The sequence below is a fragment of the Stenotrophomonas genospecies 5 genome (genome assembly GCF_054473825.1).
This window is the reverse complement of the sequence record NZ_JBTMUW010000001.1, coordinates 295,836-310,271: the sequence shown is the minus strand read 5'-3', so window position 1 is coordinate 310,271 and position 14,436 is coordinate 295,836. Positions and strand designations below refer to the sequence as shown.

Here is a 14,436-nt window from a genome sequence, read left to right as displayed (position 1 = left end):
CGGGCATGGCCCGGGCGATGACGGCTGCGCTACAGTCCCTGCATCGGACCCGACGGAACCGGCATGAAGAACCCCGCGAGCGACGTGCACGAGCTGGCCATCCAGCGCCCCGACTCCCTGGAGGCGTACTGGATGCCCTTCACCGCCAACCGCCAGTTCAAGGGCGCGCCGCGCATGCTGGTACGGGCCGAAGGCATGCATTACGAAGACGTGGACGGGCGCCCGGTTCTCGATGGCACCGCCGGCCTGTGGTGCTGCAATGCCGGCCACGCCCGCCCGCGCATCGTCGAGGCGATTGTCGAACAGGCACGCACCCTGGATTACTCACCCGCCTTCCAGATGGGTTCGCCACCGGCATTCGCGCTGGCGCAGCGCCTGGCCGCGCTGGCTCCGGCCGGGCTCAACCACGTGTTCTTCACCAACTCGGGCTCCGAGGCGGTGGATACCGCAATGAAGATCGTGCTGGCCTATCACCGCCAGCGCGGCGAAGGCCAGCGTACCCGTTTCATCAGCCGCGAGAAGGCTTATCACGGTGTGGGCTTCGGCGGCATGGCGCTCGGCGGCCTGCCCAACAACCGCCGCCAGTTCGGCCTGCAGCTGGCGGGCGTGGACTATCTGCGGCACACCCTGGATCTGCAGCGCAATGCGTTCAGCAAGGGCCTGCCGCGCCAGGGCGCGGAACTGGCCGACGATCTCGAGCGGCTGATCGGCCTGCACGACGCGTCCACCATTGCGGCCGTGTTCGTCGAGCCCATCGCCGGTTCTGCGGGAGTGATCCTGCCTGCGCCCGGCTATCTGCAACGGCTGCGGGAGATCTGCGACCAGCACGGCATCCTGCTGGTGTTCGACGAGGTCATCACCGGTTTCGGCCGGGTCGGCATGCCGTTCGCCGCGCAGCGTTTCGGCGTCACGCCGGACCTGCTGACCTTTGCCAAGGGAGTCAGCAACGGCGCGGTTCCGCTGGGTGGCGTGCTGGCCAGCGATGCGGTGCACGCCGGCCTGATGCAGGGCCCGGCACAGGCCATCGAGCTGTTCCATGGCTATACCTATTCGGGGCACCCGCTGGCCTGCGCGGCAGCCCTGGCCACACTCGACGTCTATGCAGAGGAGCGCCTGTTCGAGCGCGCCATCGAACTGGGCGAGTACTGGCAGGAGCGGCTGCACGCCCTGCAGGGGCTCCCCAACGTGATCGACATCCGCAACTTCGGACTGGTCGGTGCGGTCGAGCTGGCCCCGCGCAAGGATGCTCCGGGCAGCCGTGGTCACGAGGTCTACCGGCGCTGTTTCCACGACGGCGGACTGCTGGTGCGCTGTACGGGCGACATCATCGCGCTGTCGCCGCCACTGATCGTGGACAAGCCCCAGATCGACCAGATCACCAGCACTCTGGGCGAGATGATCCGGGCCACCGCGTAAGCCCGGGCCGGCGACAGCAAGCAGGTACAATGGTCGGTTCCGTTCCTGCCCGTTGCCGTGCCCATGGACATCGTCGTCAAAGAAGAACTCAAGGCCTACATCGACCCGCTCACGCCCGACGAACATGAGGCGCTGGAGCGCAGCATCCTCGCCGAGGGCTGCCGCGATGCACTGGTACTGTGGGGCGATGTCCTGGTGGATGGCCATAACCGCTACGGCATCTGCCAGAAGCATGGCCTGCCGTTCAACACGGTGCAGAACAGCCGCTTCCAGAGCATGGAGGACGTGCACCTTTGGATGATCGAACAGCACCTGGGCCGCCGCAGCGTGTCCGATTTCCAGCGCGGCGTGCTGGCCCTGCGCAAGCGCGACATCCTGTCGGCACGCAAGCAGATCGAGCAGGCCCAGCTGCAACGCGAAAGCGATGGCACCGCCGCATCGGCCGACGATGCCGGTGAAGACAGCCCACCGTGGGAACCCGCGCCGAAACTCAGCCGTGCGGAACTGGCCCGCGAAGCGAAGCTGAGCACCAGCCAGGTCGGGATGATCGAACGCATTCACGCACAGGCCGCCGCCGAAGTCGTGGAAGCGGTCAAGGCCGGCGTGATCTCGATCAGCGCGGCCGCGGCCGTGGCCGACCTGCCCGAGGAAGAGCAGCGCGCGGCAGCCGCAGGCGGCAAGGACGAACTGAAGCAGGCCGCCAAGCGCGTACGCGAGTCCAAGCGCAAGCCGCGCGCGGCGAAGCCAGAACCGGCGGAAATGGCGTTCGAGGAGCCCAGCGAGGACGAGATCGCCCTGCGCGATGCGGAAGTGCTGTCCGCGCTGGAGCAACTGGGTGAGGATGCGCCGGCGCTGCGCCGACGCGTCGTCGCGCTCACTCGCGAGAACGATGCCCTGCGCACGCAGCTGGCGACATTGCGCAGGCAGCTGGAAGCGCTGTAACGAATGGGTAGCGCTGGGCGATGCCCGGCGAGCGCAGCGGGCCCTGAAAAGCCGCCAGGCATGGCCCGGCGCTACCGATGCGCCGGCATCATCCGGTGGCGGTTAGACTGCCGCCATGACGTCCGCAATCGATCCGCGCCGCGCCCAGCTGCGACGCCTGAAAGCCATCGCCCTGGGCCTGCTGGTGTTGATGTTGGCCGGTTTTGCGGTCAGCCACTGGCAGGGCGAGCGCGGCGCCTGGGCCTGGGTATCCGCCTTCTGCGAGGCGGCAGCGGTGGGCGCGCTGGCAGACTGGTTCGCGGTGGTCGCCCTGTTCCGCAGGCCGATGGGCCTGCCGATTCCCCATACCGCCATCATTCCGCGCAGCAAGGAGCGCATCGGCGACAGCCTGGCGCTGTTCGTGCGCGATCAGTTCCTGGAACCACAGGTGCTGCTGGCCAAGCTGAAGGTGTTCGATCCGGCTGGCCGTCTCGGCAGTTGGCTGGCCGAACCGGCACGCGCACGCATGCTGGCCGACATGGCACGCGGCTGGGCGTTGCAGGCACTGGACTTCTTCGATGAACGCGCCGTGCGCCGGCAGCTGCACGCGTTCGTGGTGCAGCAGTTGCGACAGTGGAACGCGGCATCCACCGCCGGCGAGCTGCTTGCCCTGCTGACCGCCGACGGGCGCCACCAGCGTGTGCTGGACGAGGGCCTGCAGAGACTGGGACGCTGGCTGGAGCAGCCGGAAGTGAAGGAGCGCGCGTCGCAGCTGATCGTGCGCTACATCCAGCGCGAATGGCCGACGCTCTCAAGCACGGTGAACTGGGTGAAACCCATCGACGAGATCGGTGACAGCCTGGCCGAGCGGCTGGCACGCGCCGTGCTGGAGGAGCTGCAGCAGGTACTGGCCGAGCCGCAGCATCCGCTGCGGCAGGATTACGAGGCGTGGCTGGGCAACTACGTCCAGCGCCTGCGCGAAGACCCGGCGCTGGCCGAGCGCATCGAACAGCTCAAGCAGGAGATGATCGACCATCCTGCCCTGCAGGAGTACGTGCAGGGGCTCTGGGCACGCATCCACGCCAGTCTGCGCGCCGACCTGCAGCGCGAGGATTCGGCGCTGGTCGGCCACCTGCAGCGCAGCCTCGCCTCGCTGGGAAGCACCCTGCAGTCCGACCCGGCACTGCGCGATGCACTGAACCAGCATCTGCTGGAAGGCGCACAGCGCCTGACCGGGCGACTGCGCGAGGGGGTCACCACGCACATCGCACAGACGGTCAGGGGCTGGGACGAGCGCCATCTGGTCGAGCAGCTGGAACTGAGCGTCGGCCGCGACCTGCAATTCATCCGCTTCAACGGCACGCTGGTTGGCGGCCTGATCGGCCTGCTGCTGCACGCGGCAACGGTGGTGTTCCGCTTCTGAGCTGCGGGTCCGCTGACCTGCTGCGTGGGCACGGAACGACTCCTCTTTCGTCACGCAGCCTTGATTAACAGAATGCGAATGCCTATCATTTACTGATCGGTGGTGCGCTTGGCCGCACGGGCAAGGAAGACCTGTCCGGTGCCCATGTACAGCCCTGACCTCCGGCTGCCCGTCTGCGCGGGCAGCGCTGCATTGATGGGACACGCTGGGCGACGTGCGCGGGGCGCAAGGGGGCCGCAGGCGCGTTCGATCCCCTCCCCGACCGACAGGACCACCGTGGACCGCTCGCCCGCAACCGCCAGCTCCCGTGTTTTCTTCCGCAACCCGCGCTGGGGCATCCTGTCGCGCTCGCTGGCCGCGATCTTCGGTGGCTATGCGCTGGCCTCCATGACCGGCGTGTTCTGTGCCGTCGTCCTGCCGGGCGCGCGGGGCCAGACCGTGCTGACCGGCATGCTGCTGGCCATCCTGGTTGCCGCCTGTGCCGCGCTGTGGGCATTCGCCACCCGCAGTGCCCTGCGTGCGTGGATCGGCATCCTCGCCCCTGCCCTGCTGATGGCCGGCATCGCGCGGCTGATGGGAGCCTGGGCATGAAGAACGGATTCCGCCAGTCGATGGCCTGGCTGCACACCTGGACCGGCCTGCTGGTCGGCTGGCTGCTGCTGCTGATCTTCATGGCCGGTACCGCAAGCTACTACCGTGAAGAGATCAGCCGCTGGATGCGCCCGGAACTGCCGGCCAGCACCGTCAGCATCGATGTGGCCGCGCAACGCAGCGTGAACTACCTGCAGACCCATGCGGCGCAGGCCCAGACCTGGTTCGTGACCCTGCCGCAGCCGCGCAACCCGGCCATGCAGCTGTTCTGGCGCCTGCCACCCGAGCTGGCCGATCCAAGCCGTGGCCGCCGCGGTGCCTTCGGCGATGCCACGCTCGACCCGAACACCGGCGACGAACTGAACGCCCGCCAGACGCGCGGCGGAGATTTCTTCTACCGCCTGCATTTCGACCTGCACTACATCCCGGTGCTGTGGGCCCGTTACCTGGTCGGCTTCTGCGCGATGTTCATGCTGGTGGCCATCATCACCGGGGTGATCACCCACAAGAAGATCTTCAAGGACTTCTTCACTTTCCGCAAAGACAAGGGCCTGCGCTCCTGGCTGGATTTCCACAATGTCAGCGCGGTGATGGCGCTGCCTTACCACGCGATGATCACCTACACGGGCATCGTCACCCTGATGATCATGTACCTGCCCTGGGGCGTGAAAGTGGCCTACCCGCAGGATGAGGACAAATTCTTCAGCGAAGCCTTCGGTGGCCTGCCTGAAGTAACCGCGCCGGCCGAAGGCCGCGCCGCGCCACTGCCGATCGCCCGCCTGCTGGACGATGCGCGCACCCACTGGCATGGCGCCGAAGTGGCCGGCTTCACGGTATCCAATCCGGGCGCGCGCAACGCGGTGATCGACATCCGCCAGCGTGACGGCAAGCGTCTTTCCATCGACACGCCTTCGCTGCGTTACGACATGGTGGACGGCAGGCTGCTGGAACAGACCCCGGCCTCCGGTGGTGCCACCGCCACCCGTGGCGTGCTGTACGGCCTGCACCTGGCGCGCTTCGCCGACTGGGGGCTGCGTGCGCTGTTCTTCCTGTCCGGCCTGGTCGGCTGCCTGATGGTGGCCAGTGGCGTGGTGCTGTGGGCAGTGAAGGAACGACCGAAGCACGCCAAGAGCGGGCGTACCGGCTTCGGCCTGCGCCTGGTCGATGCGTTGAACATCGGTACCGTAGCCGGCCTGCCGATCGCCTTTGCCGCCTACTTCTGGGGCAATCGGTTGCTGCCGCTGGATCTGGCCGATCGCTCAAATGCCGAAGCCAACGTGTTCTTCTATGCGTGGGGCGGCGCCCTGCTGGCCGCGTTCGTCTGGCCGAAACGGATGATGTGGACGTGGCAGCTGTACCTGGGCGCAGCCGCATTCGCGCTGGTTCCGGTGGTCAACGCGCTGACCACCCACGCCCATCTGGGCATTACCCTGCGCAGCGGCGACTGGGTGCTGGCGGGCTTCGACCTGTCGATGATCGCCTTCGGTGCGATGCTGGCGCTGTGCGGCTGGCGCATGCAGCGCTGGACGCCACCGCTGTCTGCGGCCGAGAAGAAAAAACGTGCCGCAGCAACCGTTGCGCCCAGGGCACCGACCGAAGCCACCGAAGTGGAGGCCAGCGCATGATGCTGCTGGCGCTGGCGCTTTCCTTCTCTGCGTTCACCGCGTTGTCGCTGGCGATGGAAAGGCACCAGCACGATCTGCACGGCAAAGCCGCCGCCGTTCCGGCACGGCGCACCCAGTGGCGGGTGCTGGGCTGGTCGCTGCTGGCGGTCACCTTCGCCCTGTGCGTTGCCGACCATGGCTGGGCCATGGGCCCGGTGCAGTGGCTGGGCGTGATGACGGTGGGCGGCGTGACGCTGTCGTTCGGGCTGTATCCCTACCGCCCGCGGTGGATCGTGCCGCTGGCGATCACCCTGCCGTTGCTGGGCCTGGTGGTGGCGCTGGCATAGCCGGTAGCGCCGGGCCATGCCCGGCGAACCTTCAACCCAAACGCTTCAACTCCCACGCACGGTGGATGCGTGCGTTGCGCTCGAAGTCCGGACCGATGGTACGCGCAGTGATCTCACGGCACTGGGCGAACTCGGCGATCGCGTTCTCTTCCAGCTTGAAACGGCGGAAGTTGTTGGAGAAGTACAGAACGCCTGCCGGTGCCAGCCGTGCCACCGCTGCACGCAGCAGCCGCAGCTGCTCGCGCTGCACATCGAAATCATCGGCGCGGGCGGAGTTGGAGAACGTCGGCGGATCGCAGAAGATCACATCGTACTGTCCGCGGTCGGCTTCCAGCCAGGCCATCGCATCGGCCTGCACCAGAAGATGCTGGTTGCCGCCCTGACCATTCAGGGCCAGGTTGTCGTAGCACCATTGCAGGTAGGTAGCGGACAGGTCGACACTGGTGGTGCTGGCCGCGCCGGCCACGGCTGCCTGCACGCTGGCCACGCCGGTGTAGCAGAACAGGTTGAGGAAGCGCTTGCCACGCACCTGCTCGGCCATCATCCGGCGCAGCGGACGATGGTCCAGGAACAGGCCGGTATCGAGATAGTCGAACAGGTTCACCTGCAGCAGCGCATGATTCTCGCGCACCACCACGAACTCGTCGCGCTGCTCGAAACGGCCGTACTTGCTGCCGCCCTTGCCACGCTCGCGTGACTTCATCGATACCTGTTCGGGCGGCACGCCGAATACCTCACGCGCGGCGGCCAGCAGTTCGTTGCGGCGGCGGCGCACGTCGTTCTCGGGAATCGCCGCCGGTGCAGCGTATTCCTGTACGTGCAGGAAGGTACGGCGCTGTCCACCGTCCTCTTCGTAGACATCGATGGCCGCCGCGTATTCCGGCAGGTCCGCATCGTAGGCGCGGAAGCAGGTGATGTCCTCGCGCGCGCGCCAGCTCTTGAACTTCTTCAGGTTCTTGCGCAGGCGGTTGGCCACCATCTGCGCACCTTCGCTCAGCTCCCGCGGCTGTGCCGGATCACGCCCCGGCACCGCGATCGGGTCGCAGACGATCAGCGCGCATTCCAGCGCGCCATTGAACATCTGGTACTTCTTGGCCGCACGAAGACCCGTGGCGAAGGCCAGCTCGTCGTTGCCGCACAGCAGGCTGGCGCGCCACTGCGGCACCGCCTTCTGCAGCGCGTTGCCCAAGGCGCGGTACAGCGCCGGATCGGCGGCCAGGCGCTCGTCGTAGGGCGGGTTGCAGACCACCGCACCGATCTCCTGCTCCGGCGAGGTGAGCTCGGATACGTCGGCGCGGGTGAAGCGGATGGCGTGGGCCACGCCCGCCACTTCGGCATTCTCGCGTGCCGCTTCGATCGCCGTCGGATCGATGTCGCTGCCGTGGATCACCGGCTTCAGCGCGGCCAGGCCGGTGGCCTCGCGCTCGCGCGCTTCGCTCTGGATCGCCTTCCAGGCCACCTTGTCGAAGCCCAGCCAGCGGCTCGGCGGCAGGCTGCCGTGGCGCATCAGTCCCGGCGCGACGTCGGCCGCCATCAGCGCGCCTTCGATCAACAACGTGCCGCTGCCGCACATCGGGTCCAGCAGGCCACCACCGGCGGCATGCAGACGTGGCCACTGCGCCCGCAGCAGCAACGCGGCCGCCAGGTTCTCCTTCAGCGGTGCTTCGTGCGCGGCCCCCCGCCAGCCACGGCGGTGCAGCGGGCCGCCGCCGAGGTCGATCGACAGCGATGCACGGCCCTTGCGCAGCGACAGGTTGACGCGCACATCCGGCAGATCAGTGTTGACCGACGGCCGCTCCAGGCCCTCATCGCGCATGCGGTCGACGATGGCGTCCTTGATCCGCTGCGCGGCAAAGCGGGCGTGGGTGATCTTGTCGCCGGACACATGCGCATCCACCGCCAGGGTCATCTCCGGCTTGATGTGCTCATGCCACGGCAGCGCACGCACGCCGTCATACAGCGCCTGCTCGTCCGGGCATTCGAACTCGTCGATCGGCCACAGTACGCGGCTGGCCAGACGTGACCACATCACGATCCGCAGCGCCTGCTCCAGCTCGCCCTCGGCATTGACGCCGGCAATGGTGGCAGTGGCCTTGTCCAGGCCCAGGGCCGACAGTTCATCGGCAAGCAGGTATTCCAGGCCCTTGGCGCAGGAGACGAAGAATTTCACGGGATCGGTTCGCAGGTGGTCGGGCGCGGCAGGGGAGCCGCGCCAGTCGGAAAGGAGGGCCGTGGGCACGGCCGGCAGGCCCGCGCCGGGGGCGGCGGGGCTGCCATTGTAGTCAATGCGGGCCGGCGCGCCGTGCGCCCCGGCTTCACAGTTGGCGCAGCAGGCGCTCGAAGGCGTGTGCGGATGCCTCCACGTGCCGCTCCAGGCGGTGGCCATCGTCCACCAGCAGCAGCTGTGCCGAGCGCGCCTGCGCCCAGGCGATCACCCCGGCGGCAGGCACAACATCATCGTGCCAGGCCTGGACCACGGTGGTGGGGACCGCTGCGGCGTCCAGCGCCGGCATGGGCCCCATGGTGGTCGGCGGGACCATCAGGAACAGGCCCGCCACCGGTACCTGCAACGAGGCGATCGCAGAGATGTAGGCGCCCAGGCTGGAACCCGCCAGTACCAGCGGCCCTTGTGCCGCCGCATGTGCAGCGCGTTCCAGCAGGCGCTGCAGACGCCCCGGCACGTCACCGACGCGGCTCACTTCGCTCATCGCGTCCAGATCGGTGTAGTCCGGCCGCTCATGGGTCCAGCCCAGGCGCTGGGCGACCTCGGCCAGTGCCGTGACCTTGGTGGCCTCCGGCCCGCTCTCGAAGCCATGGGAGAGGATGCAGTGACCGCGGCTCATGCGCACGCTCCGCAGGCGCGCACCGACAACGAAAGAGAATGCAGGTTCATTGCGCAATGCTAGCATCGCCGCATGCCCAACCCGCTCCTGCCCGGCCTGCTGCTGCAGCCCCTGCCCTATCACGACCTTCTGCCGCTGCGCGCGCCGGACACGCTGGAGATGGTGGTGATCCACTGCACCGAGCTGCCCGACCTGGCCACGGCCCGTGCCTATGGCGAGCGGGTGCTGTACGACAGCGGCGCCGGCAACAGCGGCCATTTCTACATCGACCGCGACGGCAGCGTCGTGCAGTACGTGGCCCCTGAGCGCGTGGCCCACCACGTCCGCGGCATGAACGCACGGACGCTGGGCATCGAGCTGGTCAACAGCGGGCGCTACCCCGACTGGTTCGACAGCCGTCACCAGGCGATGGACGAGCCGTACACCGAGCCGCAGCTGCAGGCCCTGGAACAGCTGCTGCTGGCCTTGGTGGCGCGCTACCCGTCACTGCAGCGGATCGCCGGCCACGACCAGCTGGACCGGGAACAGGTGCAGGCCAGTGACGATCCGACGTTGAGCGTGGCCCGCAAGCGCGATCCGGGGCCGTTGTTTCCGTGGGCTCGGGTGCTGGCGAAGGTGCCCCTGCAATCGATCGGGTAACCGGCAGGACTGCCGCCTGAAGGGGGCAGATCCGTTCTGCGCGGGAAAACGGATCTGACCCCGGTTCTGTCTCAGGTACCGCTGGCGACCGGTCGGCTGCTGTCGCTGACCCAGCCGCTCCAGGAATCGGCATAGATGCGCGCCCCGGACAGGCCCGCCGCTTCCATCGCCAGCAGCAGATGGCACGCCGTCACGCCGGAACCACACATCAGTACGACCTGCTGCGGATCGCGATTGCCGATGATGCCCTGCAGCTCGGCACGCAGCTCCTGCGTATCGCGCATGCGGCCATCGAGCACATTGGATGCGAACGGGCGGTTGACCGCGCCGGGCACGTGGCCGGCCACCGGATCCAGCGGTTCGACTTCGCCGCGGAAGCGCTCTCCCGCGCGGGCGTCCAGCAACCAGCCCGGCGCATGCTTGAGCCGGGCGGTGATCTCGTCGGCATTGGCGATCTGCGCGGTGTCAAAGCGCCCCGGATAGGCCGGCTGGGCCGGAACCTCGCTCGCACCGGTCGCCAGCGGCAGCCCCGCTGCCTGCCAGGCCGCAATGCCTCCATCAAGCACCGCCACCCGCGCGTGGCCCATCAGGCGCAGCAGCCACCACAGGCGCGCGGCGGCCATGCTGCCGTCGCTGCCGTCGTAGACCACCACCTGGGTCTCCGGGGCGATACCCCAGCGACCCAGCCGTGCGGCGAACTCGTCGCTGTCCGGCAGCGGGTGGCGACCGTGGCCGGCACGCGTGAGGTCGGACAGATCCCGGTTGAGGTCGGCGTACACCGCACCGGGGACATGACCGGCCAGGTACTGGCCCTCGCCCGCCTGCGGATCGCCCAGCGACGCGCGCGCATCGACCACACGCACGGCGGTGCTCGCCGTTGCACGGGCGTCGACCACGCGCACGTCCTCGCCCAGTGCAGCGGCGAGGGTGGCGACATCGACCAGGGTGGTCCACGGCGGATCGATCGGCTTCATTGCACTTGCTCCAGGCGGCGACGCAGGTTGTAGAGAATGGCCGCCGTCGCCCCCCAGATCCGCTGGCCAGGCCAGCCGTACTCGAGCACGTGACGGATGCGGCCACGATGGTTGATTTCGACCTGGCGCAGGTTGTCGGCCGCCATCAGGTAATCCAGTGGCACCTCGAACACCTCGGCCACTTCACTGGGCTGCGGCACGGGCACGAAATCCGGATCGACCACCGCCACCACCGGGGTGACACGGTAACCGGTGATGGTCACGAACGGATCGAGGTAGCCCAGCGGCTGCACCTGCGCAGGCGCCAGCGCGATTTCTTCCTGGCTTTCGCGCAGCGCTGCGGCCAGCGCATCGCGATCATCCGGCTCGGTACGGCCGCCGGGAAAGCCGACCTGGCCGCCGTGCTGTCGCAGGGTTTCAGTGCGACGGGTCAGGATCACCTGCGCGCCGTTGGCACGCGGCACGATGCCGGCCAACACCGCCGCTTCCACCGGCGGACCCGGCGGCAGCAGGTCGATCAGTTCACTGCGGTTCCAACCGTCACCGGCGGGCGGGGCGGCCAGCGGATGCAATGCGCGCAACAGGCGATCATGGTCGGCCAGCGAGCCGTGCAGCGATTGCTGCAGCTGCTCGCGCAGCGGCAGCACGCGATGCAGGATGTGGCTGCGTTCGCTGTCGCTCATCGACGACCACCGTGTGATCTCGTCGATGTGCCGCCGGCAACCGCGGCACAGCCGGTTGCCATCCAGCTTGCACGTTCCGATGCAGGGGCTTGCGACAACACGCGCCGGGTCTTCCGTAGTTTGCACGTTGCAACAGTAGCGCGATTGCGCTGAATTTGCGCGGGCTGAAGATGCGGCATGCGGTCCTTCGCCGCGCGCCTTCGCCGAGCATGGCCCGATGCTGCCGGCCGCGCGCGGCGCAAACAAAAACGCGCCGGTGGGATCACCGGCGCGTTGATGTTGATGCGGAGGCTTACTTGACGCTGACCAGCTTGATCTCGAACTGCACGGCAACGTTCGGCGGGAACGGGGTGCGCGGGTCGGCACCGTACGCCTGGTCCGGCGGCAGGGTGACTTCCCACTTCGAACCCGCCGGCATCTGCAGCAGGGTCTCACGCATGGCCTTCATTTCGACTTCGCTGACCTTGATCGACGGAATCTGCTGGGCCGGGCGGGCCTCGGTCGGGCGCTGGCCGTACGGGAACGGACCGGCAACTTCCAGCTGCACGGTGCTGGCCTGGGTCGGCTTGGCACCCTTGCCGGCTTCGATCACGCGGTACTGGACGCCGCTCGGCAGGGACTGCACGCCGGCCTTGGCCTTGTTCGCCGCGATGAACTGATCGCTCTTGGTCTTGTTTTCGGCAGCGGCCTTTTCGTACTCGGCCTTGGCGGCCTGGGCACGACCCTGCTCGCGCTTCTGGAACGCTTCAACGGCCGGCTTCAGCTGCTCGGCGGTGATCGCCGGCTGCTTCTTGGCGTAGGCGTCCTGCAGACCCTTCACCACCGAGTTGATGTCCAGCTGCTCACCACGACCGGTCAGCTCCGCCAGGTTGTTGCCGTAGTCGTAACCGAAGTAGTAGCTCAGCTTGCCCTTTTCGGACGAGACGTCCTGGGCGAAGGCATTGCCCGTCAGGGCCAGGGCCGCGACGGCGACCGCGATAGAACGCAACTTCATCAAACAGTTCTCCAGGGGTGGTAACTCAGGGACGTTCTGCGCCGCCCTGAGGCGACGGGTTAGGATAACGGCCACAACGTGTAACCGCTACTCACCACGCAGGCTATGACCTGTCTGCGCGGGCAGAGTTCAAAATCACTCTTTTTTAACGTTCCAGGAGTTTCACCGTGGCCGATGACCTGATCGCTGTCACCGACGATGGCGCCATCCGCACCGTGACCGTCCAGCGCCCGGACAAGCTCAATGCCCTCAATGCCGCGACCCTGCAGGGTCTGGCCGATGCGTTCAGGGACGCCGCGGCCGACCCCGAGGTGCGTGTGGTGGTGCTGACCGGTGCCGGCCAGAAGGCCTTCGTCGCCGGCGCCGACATCGCCGAGATGAACACACTCAGTGCGGTTCAGGGACGTGATTTCTCCCTGCTCGGCCAAGGACTGATGCGTCAGATCGAACGCATGCCCAAGCCGGTCATCGCCCGCGTCAACGGTTTTGCCCTGGGCGGCGGCCTGGAACTGGCGCTGGCCTGCCATCTGCGCGTTGCCGCTGACTCGGCCAAGGTCGGCCAGCCGGAGATCAATCTCGGCCTGATCCCCGGCTTCGGCGGCAGCCAGCGCCTGCTGCGCCTCTGCGGCCGGGCTGCCACCCTGGAACTGTGCCTGCTGGGTGCGCCCATCGATGCCGCCCGTGCGCTCGCGCTGGGCATCGTCAACGAGGTGGTGCCGGCGGCCGATCTGGACACCCGTGTGCAGGACATCGCCCGGCAGCTGGCACGCTCGGCGCCCCTGGCGTTGCGCGCCCTGCTTGATGCGGTCCACGTCGGCGGCGAGTGCAGCCTGGAGGCGGGACTGGAGTACGAAAGCGCGCAGTTCGGCCTGCTGTTCGCCACCGAGGACATGCGCGAAGGCACCGGTGCCTTCCTGCAACGCCGTCCCCCCGCCTTCCAGAACCGTTGACCCCATGGCATCCCGACCCAACCCCGCGCTGCTGTTCGCCCGGGTCCAGGCAGACGATCTTGATGGTGCCCTGCAGGCCGGTCTGATGGACTATGTCGCCAACGAAGGCGACACACACGAGGTTCCCGGGCACCCGGAACTGCCGGAGGTGCTCAGCCAGGCGCGGCAGCAGCTGCAGCGCGCGTGGGCCGCACGTGACCGTTACCGCGCACGCGCGGTGCGCCTGGCCCGCCGCGACGCCGAACGCGATGCGCGTCGCACGCCGCGCCCGGCGCCGGACGTGAAACCTGCGCTGCCCGCCGCCGCGGCCGCCATCCTCGCCCGTGCCAAGGCACGCGCCACCGGCAAGGAGCGCTGATGGCCACCGCGAAGAAGGCCGCCCGCGCGCCAGCGCGGCGTGGCAGCAGCATGCCGCGCGCCGACGTGGTGGAAATGTTCACGCGCCTGCGCGAACTCAACCCGCATCCGAAAACCGAACTGGAATACAGCTCGCCGTTTGAACTGCTGGTGGCGGTGACCTTGTCGGCGCAGGCCACCGATGTCGGCGTCAACAAGGCCACGCGCCGCCTGTTCCCCGTTGCCAACACGCCCGCGCAGATCCTGGCGCTGGGCGAGGACGGACTGAAGAAATACATCGCCACCATCGGCCTGTTCAACGCCAAGGCGAAAAACGTGATCGCCACCTGCGCGATCCTGCTGGAGAAACATGGCGGTGAAGTACCACGCGAACGCGAGGCACTGGAAGCCCTGCCCGGTGTCGGCCGCAAGACCGCCAACGTCGTGCTCAACACGGCTTTCGGCGAACCTGTGATGGCGGTGGATACGCACATCTTCCGCGTTGCGAACCGCACGGGACTGGCGCCGGGAAAGAACGTGCGCGAAGTCGAGGACAGGCTGGTCAAGGCGATTCCTGATGAATTCCTGCTCGACGCACATCACTGGTTGATTCTGCACGGACGCTACGTCTGCAAGGCACGCAAGCCGGACTGCCCGGGTTGCGTGATCGCTGATCTGTGCCGCTTCAAGGACAAGACACCGGCCCCCTGAGGCA

At 67.8% G+C, this 14,436-nt stretch carries 15 protein-coding genes; 10 read left to right on the top strand and 5 right to left on the bottom strand.

From position 1 onward, the window contains the following. The first annotated feature begins 63 nt into the window (after positions 1–63). From aptA to ACX9OW_RS01365, 6 genes are all read left to right on the top strand, one after another. Positions 64–1,416, top strand: a complete 1,353-nt coding sequence (aptA, locus tag ACX9OW_RS01390; protein ID WP_065174732.1) for an omega-aminotransferase AptA — start codon at positions 64–66, stop codon at positions 1,414–1,416. Between the two features lie 63 nt (positions 1,417–1,479). Beyond that, a complete protein-coding gene (locus ACX9OW_RS01385; protein WP_459061794.1) occupies positions 1,480–2,358 on the top strand; it encodes a ParB N-terminal domain-containing protein in 879 nt (292 codons plus the stop codon). Between the two features lie 115 nt (positions 2,359–2,473). After that, the gene (locus ACX9OW_RS01380; RefSeq protein WP_128987861.1) at positions 2,474–3,760 is read left to right on the top strand and encodes a DUF445 domain-containing protein; all 1,287 of its coding nucleotides are present in this window, start codon (positions 2,474–2,476) and stop codon (positions 3,758–3,760) included. A 276-nt stretch (positions 3,761–4,036) separates the two neighbouring features. Beyond that, entirely contained in the window at positions 4,037–4,351 is a 315-nt protein-coding gene (locus tag ACX9OW_RS01375; RefSeq protein WP_053518219.1) for a DUF3649 domain-containing protein, read from the top strand. Beyond that, positions 4,348–5,976 (top strand): PepSY-associated TM helix domain-containing protein, encoded by a 1,629-nt coding sequence (locus ACX9OW_RS01370; RefSeq protein WP_253119048.1) that lies wholly within the window; start codon positions 4,348–4,350, stop codon positions 5,974–5,976. Before ACX9OW_RS01375 ends, ACX9OW_RS01370 begins: the two co-directional genes overlap by 4 nt. Continuing rightward, a complete protein-coding gene (locus ACX9OW_RS01365; protein WP_197571507.1) occupies positions 5,973–6,302 on the top strand; it encodes a DUF3325 domain-containing protein in 330 nt (109 codons plus the stop codon). Before ACX9OW_RS01370 ends, ACX9OW_RS01365 begins: the two co-directional genes overlap by 4 nt. A gap of 31 nt (positions 6,303–6,333) precedes the next feature. Here the strand turns inward: ACX9OW_RS01365 and rlmKL are convergent, their stop codons facing one another. Together rlmKL and ACX9OW_RS01355 are read right to left on the bottom strand one after the other, a co-directional pair. After that, complete coding sequence (rlmKL, locus tag ACX9OW_RS01360; protein ID WP_065181385.1) at positions 6,334–8,472, bottom strand: bifunctional 23S rRNA (guanine(2069)-N(7))-methyltransferase RlmK/23S rRNA (guanine(2445)-N(2))-methyltransferase RlmL; 2,139 nt, start codon at positions 8,470–8,472, stop codon at positions 6,334–6,336. A 145-nt stretch (positions 8,473–8,617) separates the two neighbouring features. After that, positions 8,618–9,145 carry an alpha/beta hydrolase gene (locus tag ACX9OW_RS01355; protein ID WP_053518227.1) on the bottom strand — a complete coding sequence of 176 codons (528 nt, stop codon included), beginning with the start codon at positions 9,143–9,145 and terminating at the stop codon, positions 8,618–8,620. 72 nt (positions 9,146–9,217) lie between these two features. Here ACX9OW_RS01355 and ACX9OW_RS01350 point away from each other — a divergent pair, with 72 nt between their 5' ends. After that, a complete protein-coding gene (locus ACX9OW_RS01350; protein WP_065174726.1) occupies positions 9,218–9,784 on the top strand; it encodes an N-acetylmuramoyl-L-alanine amidase in 567 nt (188 codons plus the stop codon). Between the two features lie 71 nt (positions 9,785–9,855). On the opposite strand, the gene ACX9OW_RS01345 is transcribed toward ACX9OW_RS01350, so the two are convergent. The 3 genes from ACX9OW_RS01345 to ACX9OW_RS01335 form a co-directional block, all read right to left on the bottom strand. Further along, positions 9,856–10,758 (bottom strand): sulfurtransferase, encoded by a 903-nt coding sequence (locus ACX9OW_RS01345; RefSeq protein ID WP_459061793.1) that lies wholly within the window; start codon positions 10,756–10,758, stop codon positions 9,856–9,858. After that, positions 10,755–11,567 carry a CoA pyrophosphatase gene (locus ACX9OW_RS01340; RefSeq protein WP_053518213.1) on the bottom strand — a complete coding sequence of 271 codons (813 nt, stop codon included), beginning with the start codon at positions 11,565–11,567 and terminating at the stop codon, positions 10,755–10,757. The genes ACX9OW_RS01345 and ACX9OW_RS01340 overlap by 4 nt, the downstream gene beginning before the upstream one ends. A gap of 166 nt (positions 11,568–11,733) precedes the next feature. Next, on the bottom strand, positions 11,734–12,435 hold the full coding sequence (locus ACX9OW_RS01335; protein WP_005408797.1) for an FKBP-type peptidyl-prolyl cis-trans isomerase N-terminal domain-containing protein: 702 nt from the start codon (positions 12,433–12,435) through the stop codon (positions 11,734–11,736). Between the two features lie 167 nt (positions 12,436–12,602). Here ACX9OW_RS01335 and ACX9OW_RS01330 point away from each other — a divergent pair, with 167 nt between their 5' ends. From ACX9OW_RS01330 to nth, 3 genes are read left to right on the top strand one after another with little or no spacing between them, the layout of a single operon-like run. Further along, complete coding sequence (locus ACX9OW_RS01330) at positions 12,603–13,385, top strand: enoyl-CoA hydratase/isomerase family protein (protein ID WP_065181203.1); 783 nt, start codon at positions 12,603–12,605, stop codon at positions 13,383–13,385. Positions 13,386–13,389: 4 nt separating this feature from the next. Continuing rightward, complete coding sequence (locus ACX9OW_RS01325) at positions 13,390–13,743, top strand: hypothetical protein (protein ID WP_053518210.1); 354 nt, start codon at positions 13,390–13,392, stop codon at positions 13,741–13,743. Next, on the top strand, positions 13,743–14,432 hold the full coding sequence (nth, locus tag ACX9OW_RS01320) for an endonuclease III (protein WP_459061792.1): 690 nt from the start codon (positions 13,743–13,745) through the stop codon (positions 14,430–14,432). Before ACX9OW_RS01325 ends, nth begins: the two co-directional genes overlap by 1 nt. Positions 14,433–14,436 lie beyond the last annotated feature (4 nt).

What these genes read in the sequence shown, in the direction of transcription:
- aptA (WP_065174732.1), top strand. Translation starts at nt 64, where the DNA reads ATGAAGAACCCCGCGAGCGACGTGCACGAGCTGGCCATCCAGCGCCCC.
- ACX9OW_RS01385 (WP_459061794.1), top strand. Translation starts at nt 1,480, where the DNA reads ATGGACATCGTCGTCAAAGAAGAACTCAAGGCCTACATCGACCCGCTC.
- ACX9OW_RS01380 (WP_128987861.1), top strand. Translation starts at nt 2,474, where the DNA reads ATGACGTCCGCAATCGATCCGCGCCGCGCCCAGCTGCGACGCCTGAAA.
- ACX9OW_RS01370 (WP_253119048.1), top strand. Translation starts at nt 4,348, where the DNA reads ATGAAGAACGGATTCCGCCAGTCGATGGCCTGGCTGCACACCTGGACC.
- ACX9OW_RS01365 (WP_197571507.1), top strand. Translation starts at nt 5,973, where the DNA reads ATGATGCTGCTGGCGCTGGCGCTTTCCTTCTCTGCGTTCACCGCGTTG.
- ACX9OW_RS01355 (WP_053518227.1), bottom strand. Translation starts at nt 9,145, where the DNA reads ATGAGCCGCGGTCACTGCATCCTCTCCCATGGCTTCGAGAGCGGGCCG.
- ACX9OW_RS01350 (WP_065174726.1), top strand. Translation starts at nt 9,218, where the DNA reads ATGCCCAACCCGCTCCTGCCCGGCCTGCTGCTGCAGCCCCTGCCCTAT.
- ACX9OW_RS01345 (WP_459061793.1), bottom strand. Translation starts at nt 10,758, where the DNA reads ATGAAGCCGATCGATCCGCCGTGGACCACCCTGGTCGATGTCGCCACC.
- ACX9OW_RS01335 (WP_005408797.1), bottom strand. Translation starts at nt 12,435, where the DNA reads ATGAAGTTGCGTTCTATCGCGGTCGCCGTCGCGGCCCTGGCCCTGACG.
- ACX9OW_RS01325 (WP_053518210.1), top strand. Translation starts at nt 13,390, where the DNA reads ATGGCATCCCGACCCAACCCCGCGCTGCTGTTCGCCCGGGTCCAGGCA.
- nth (WP_459061792.1), top strand. Translation starts at nt 13,743, where the DNA reads ATGGCCACCGCGAAGAAGGCCGCCCGCGCGCCAGCGCGGCGTGGCAGC.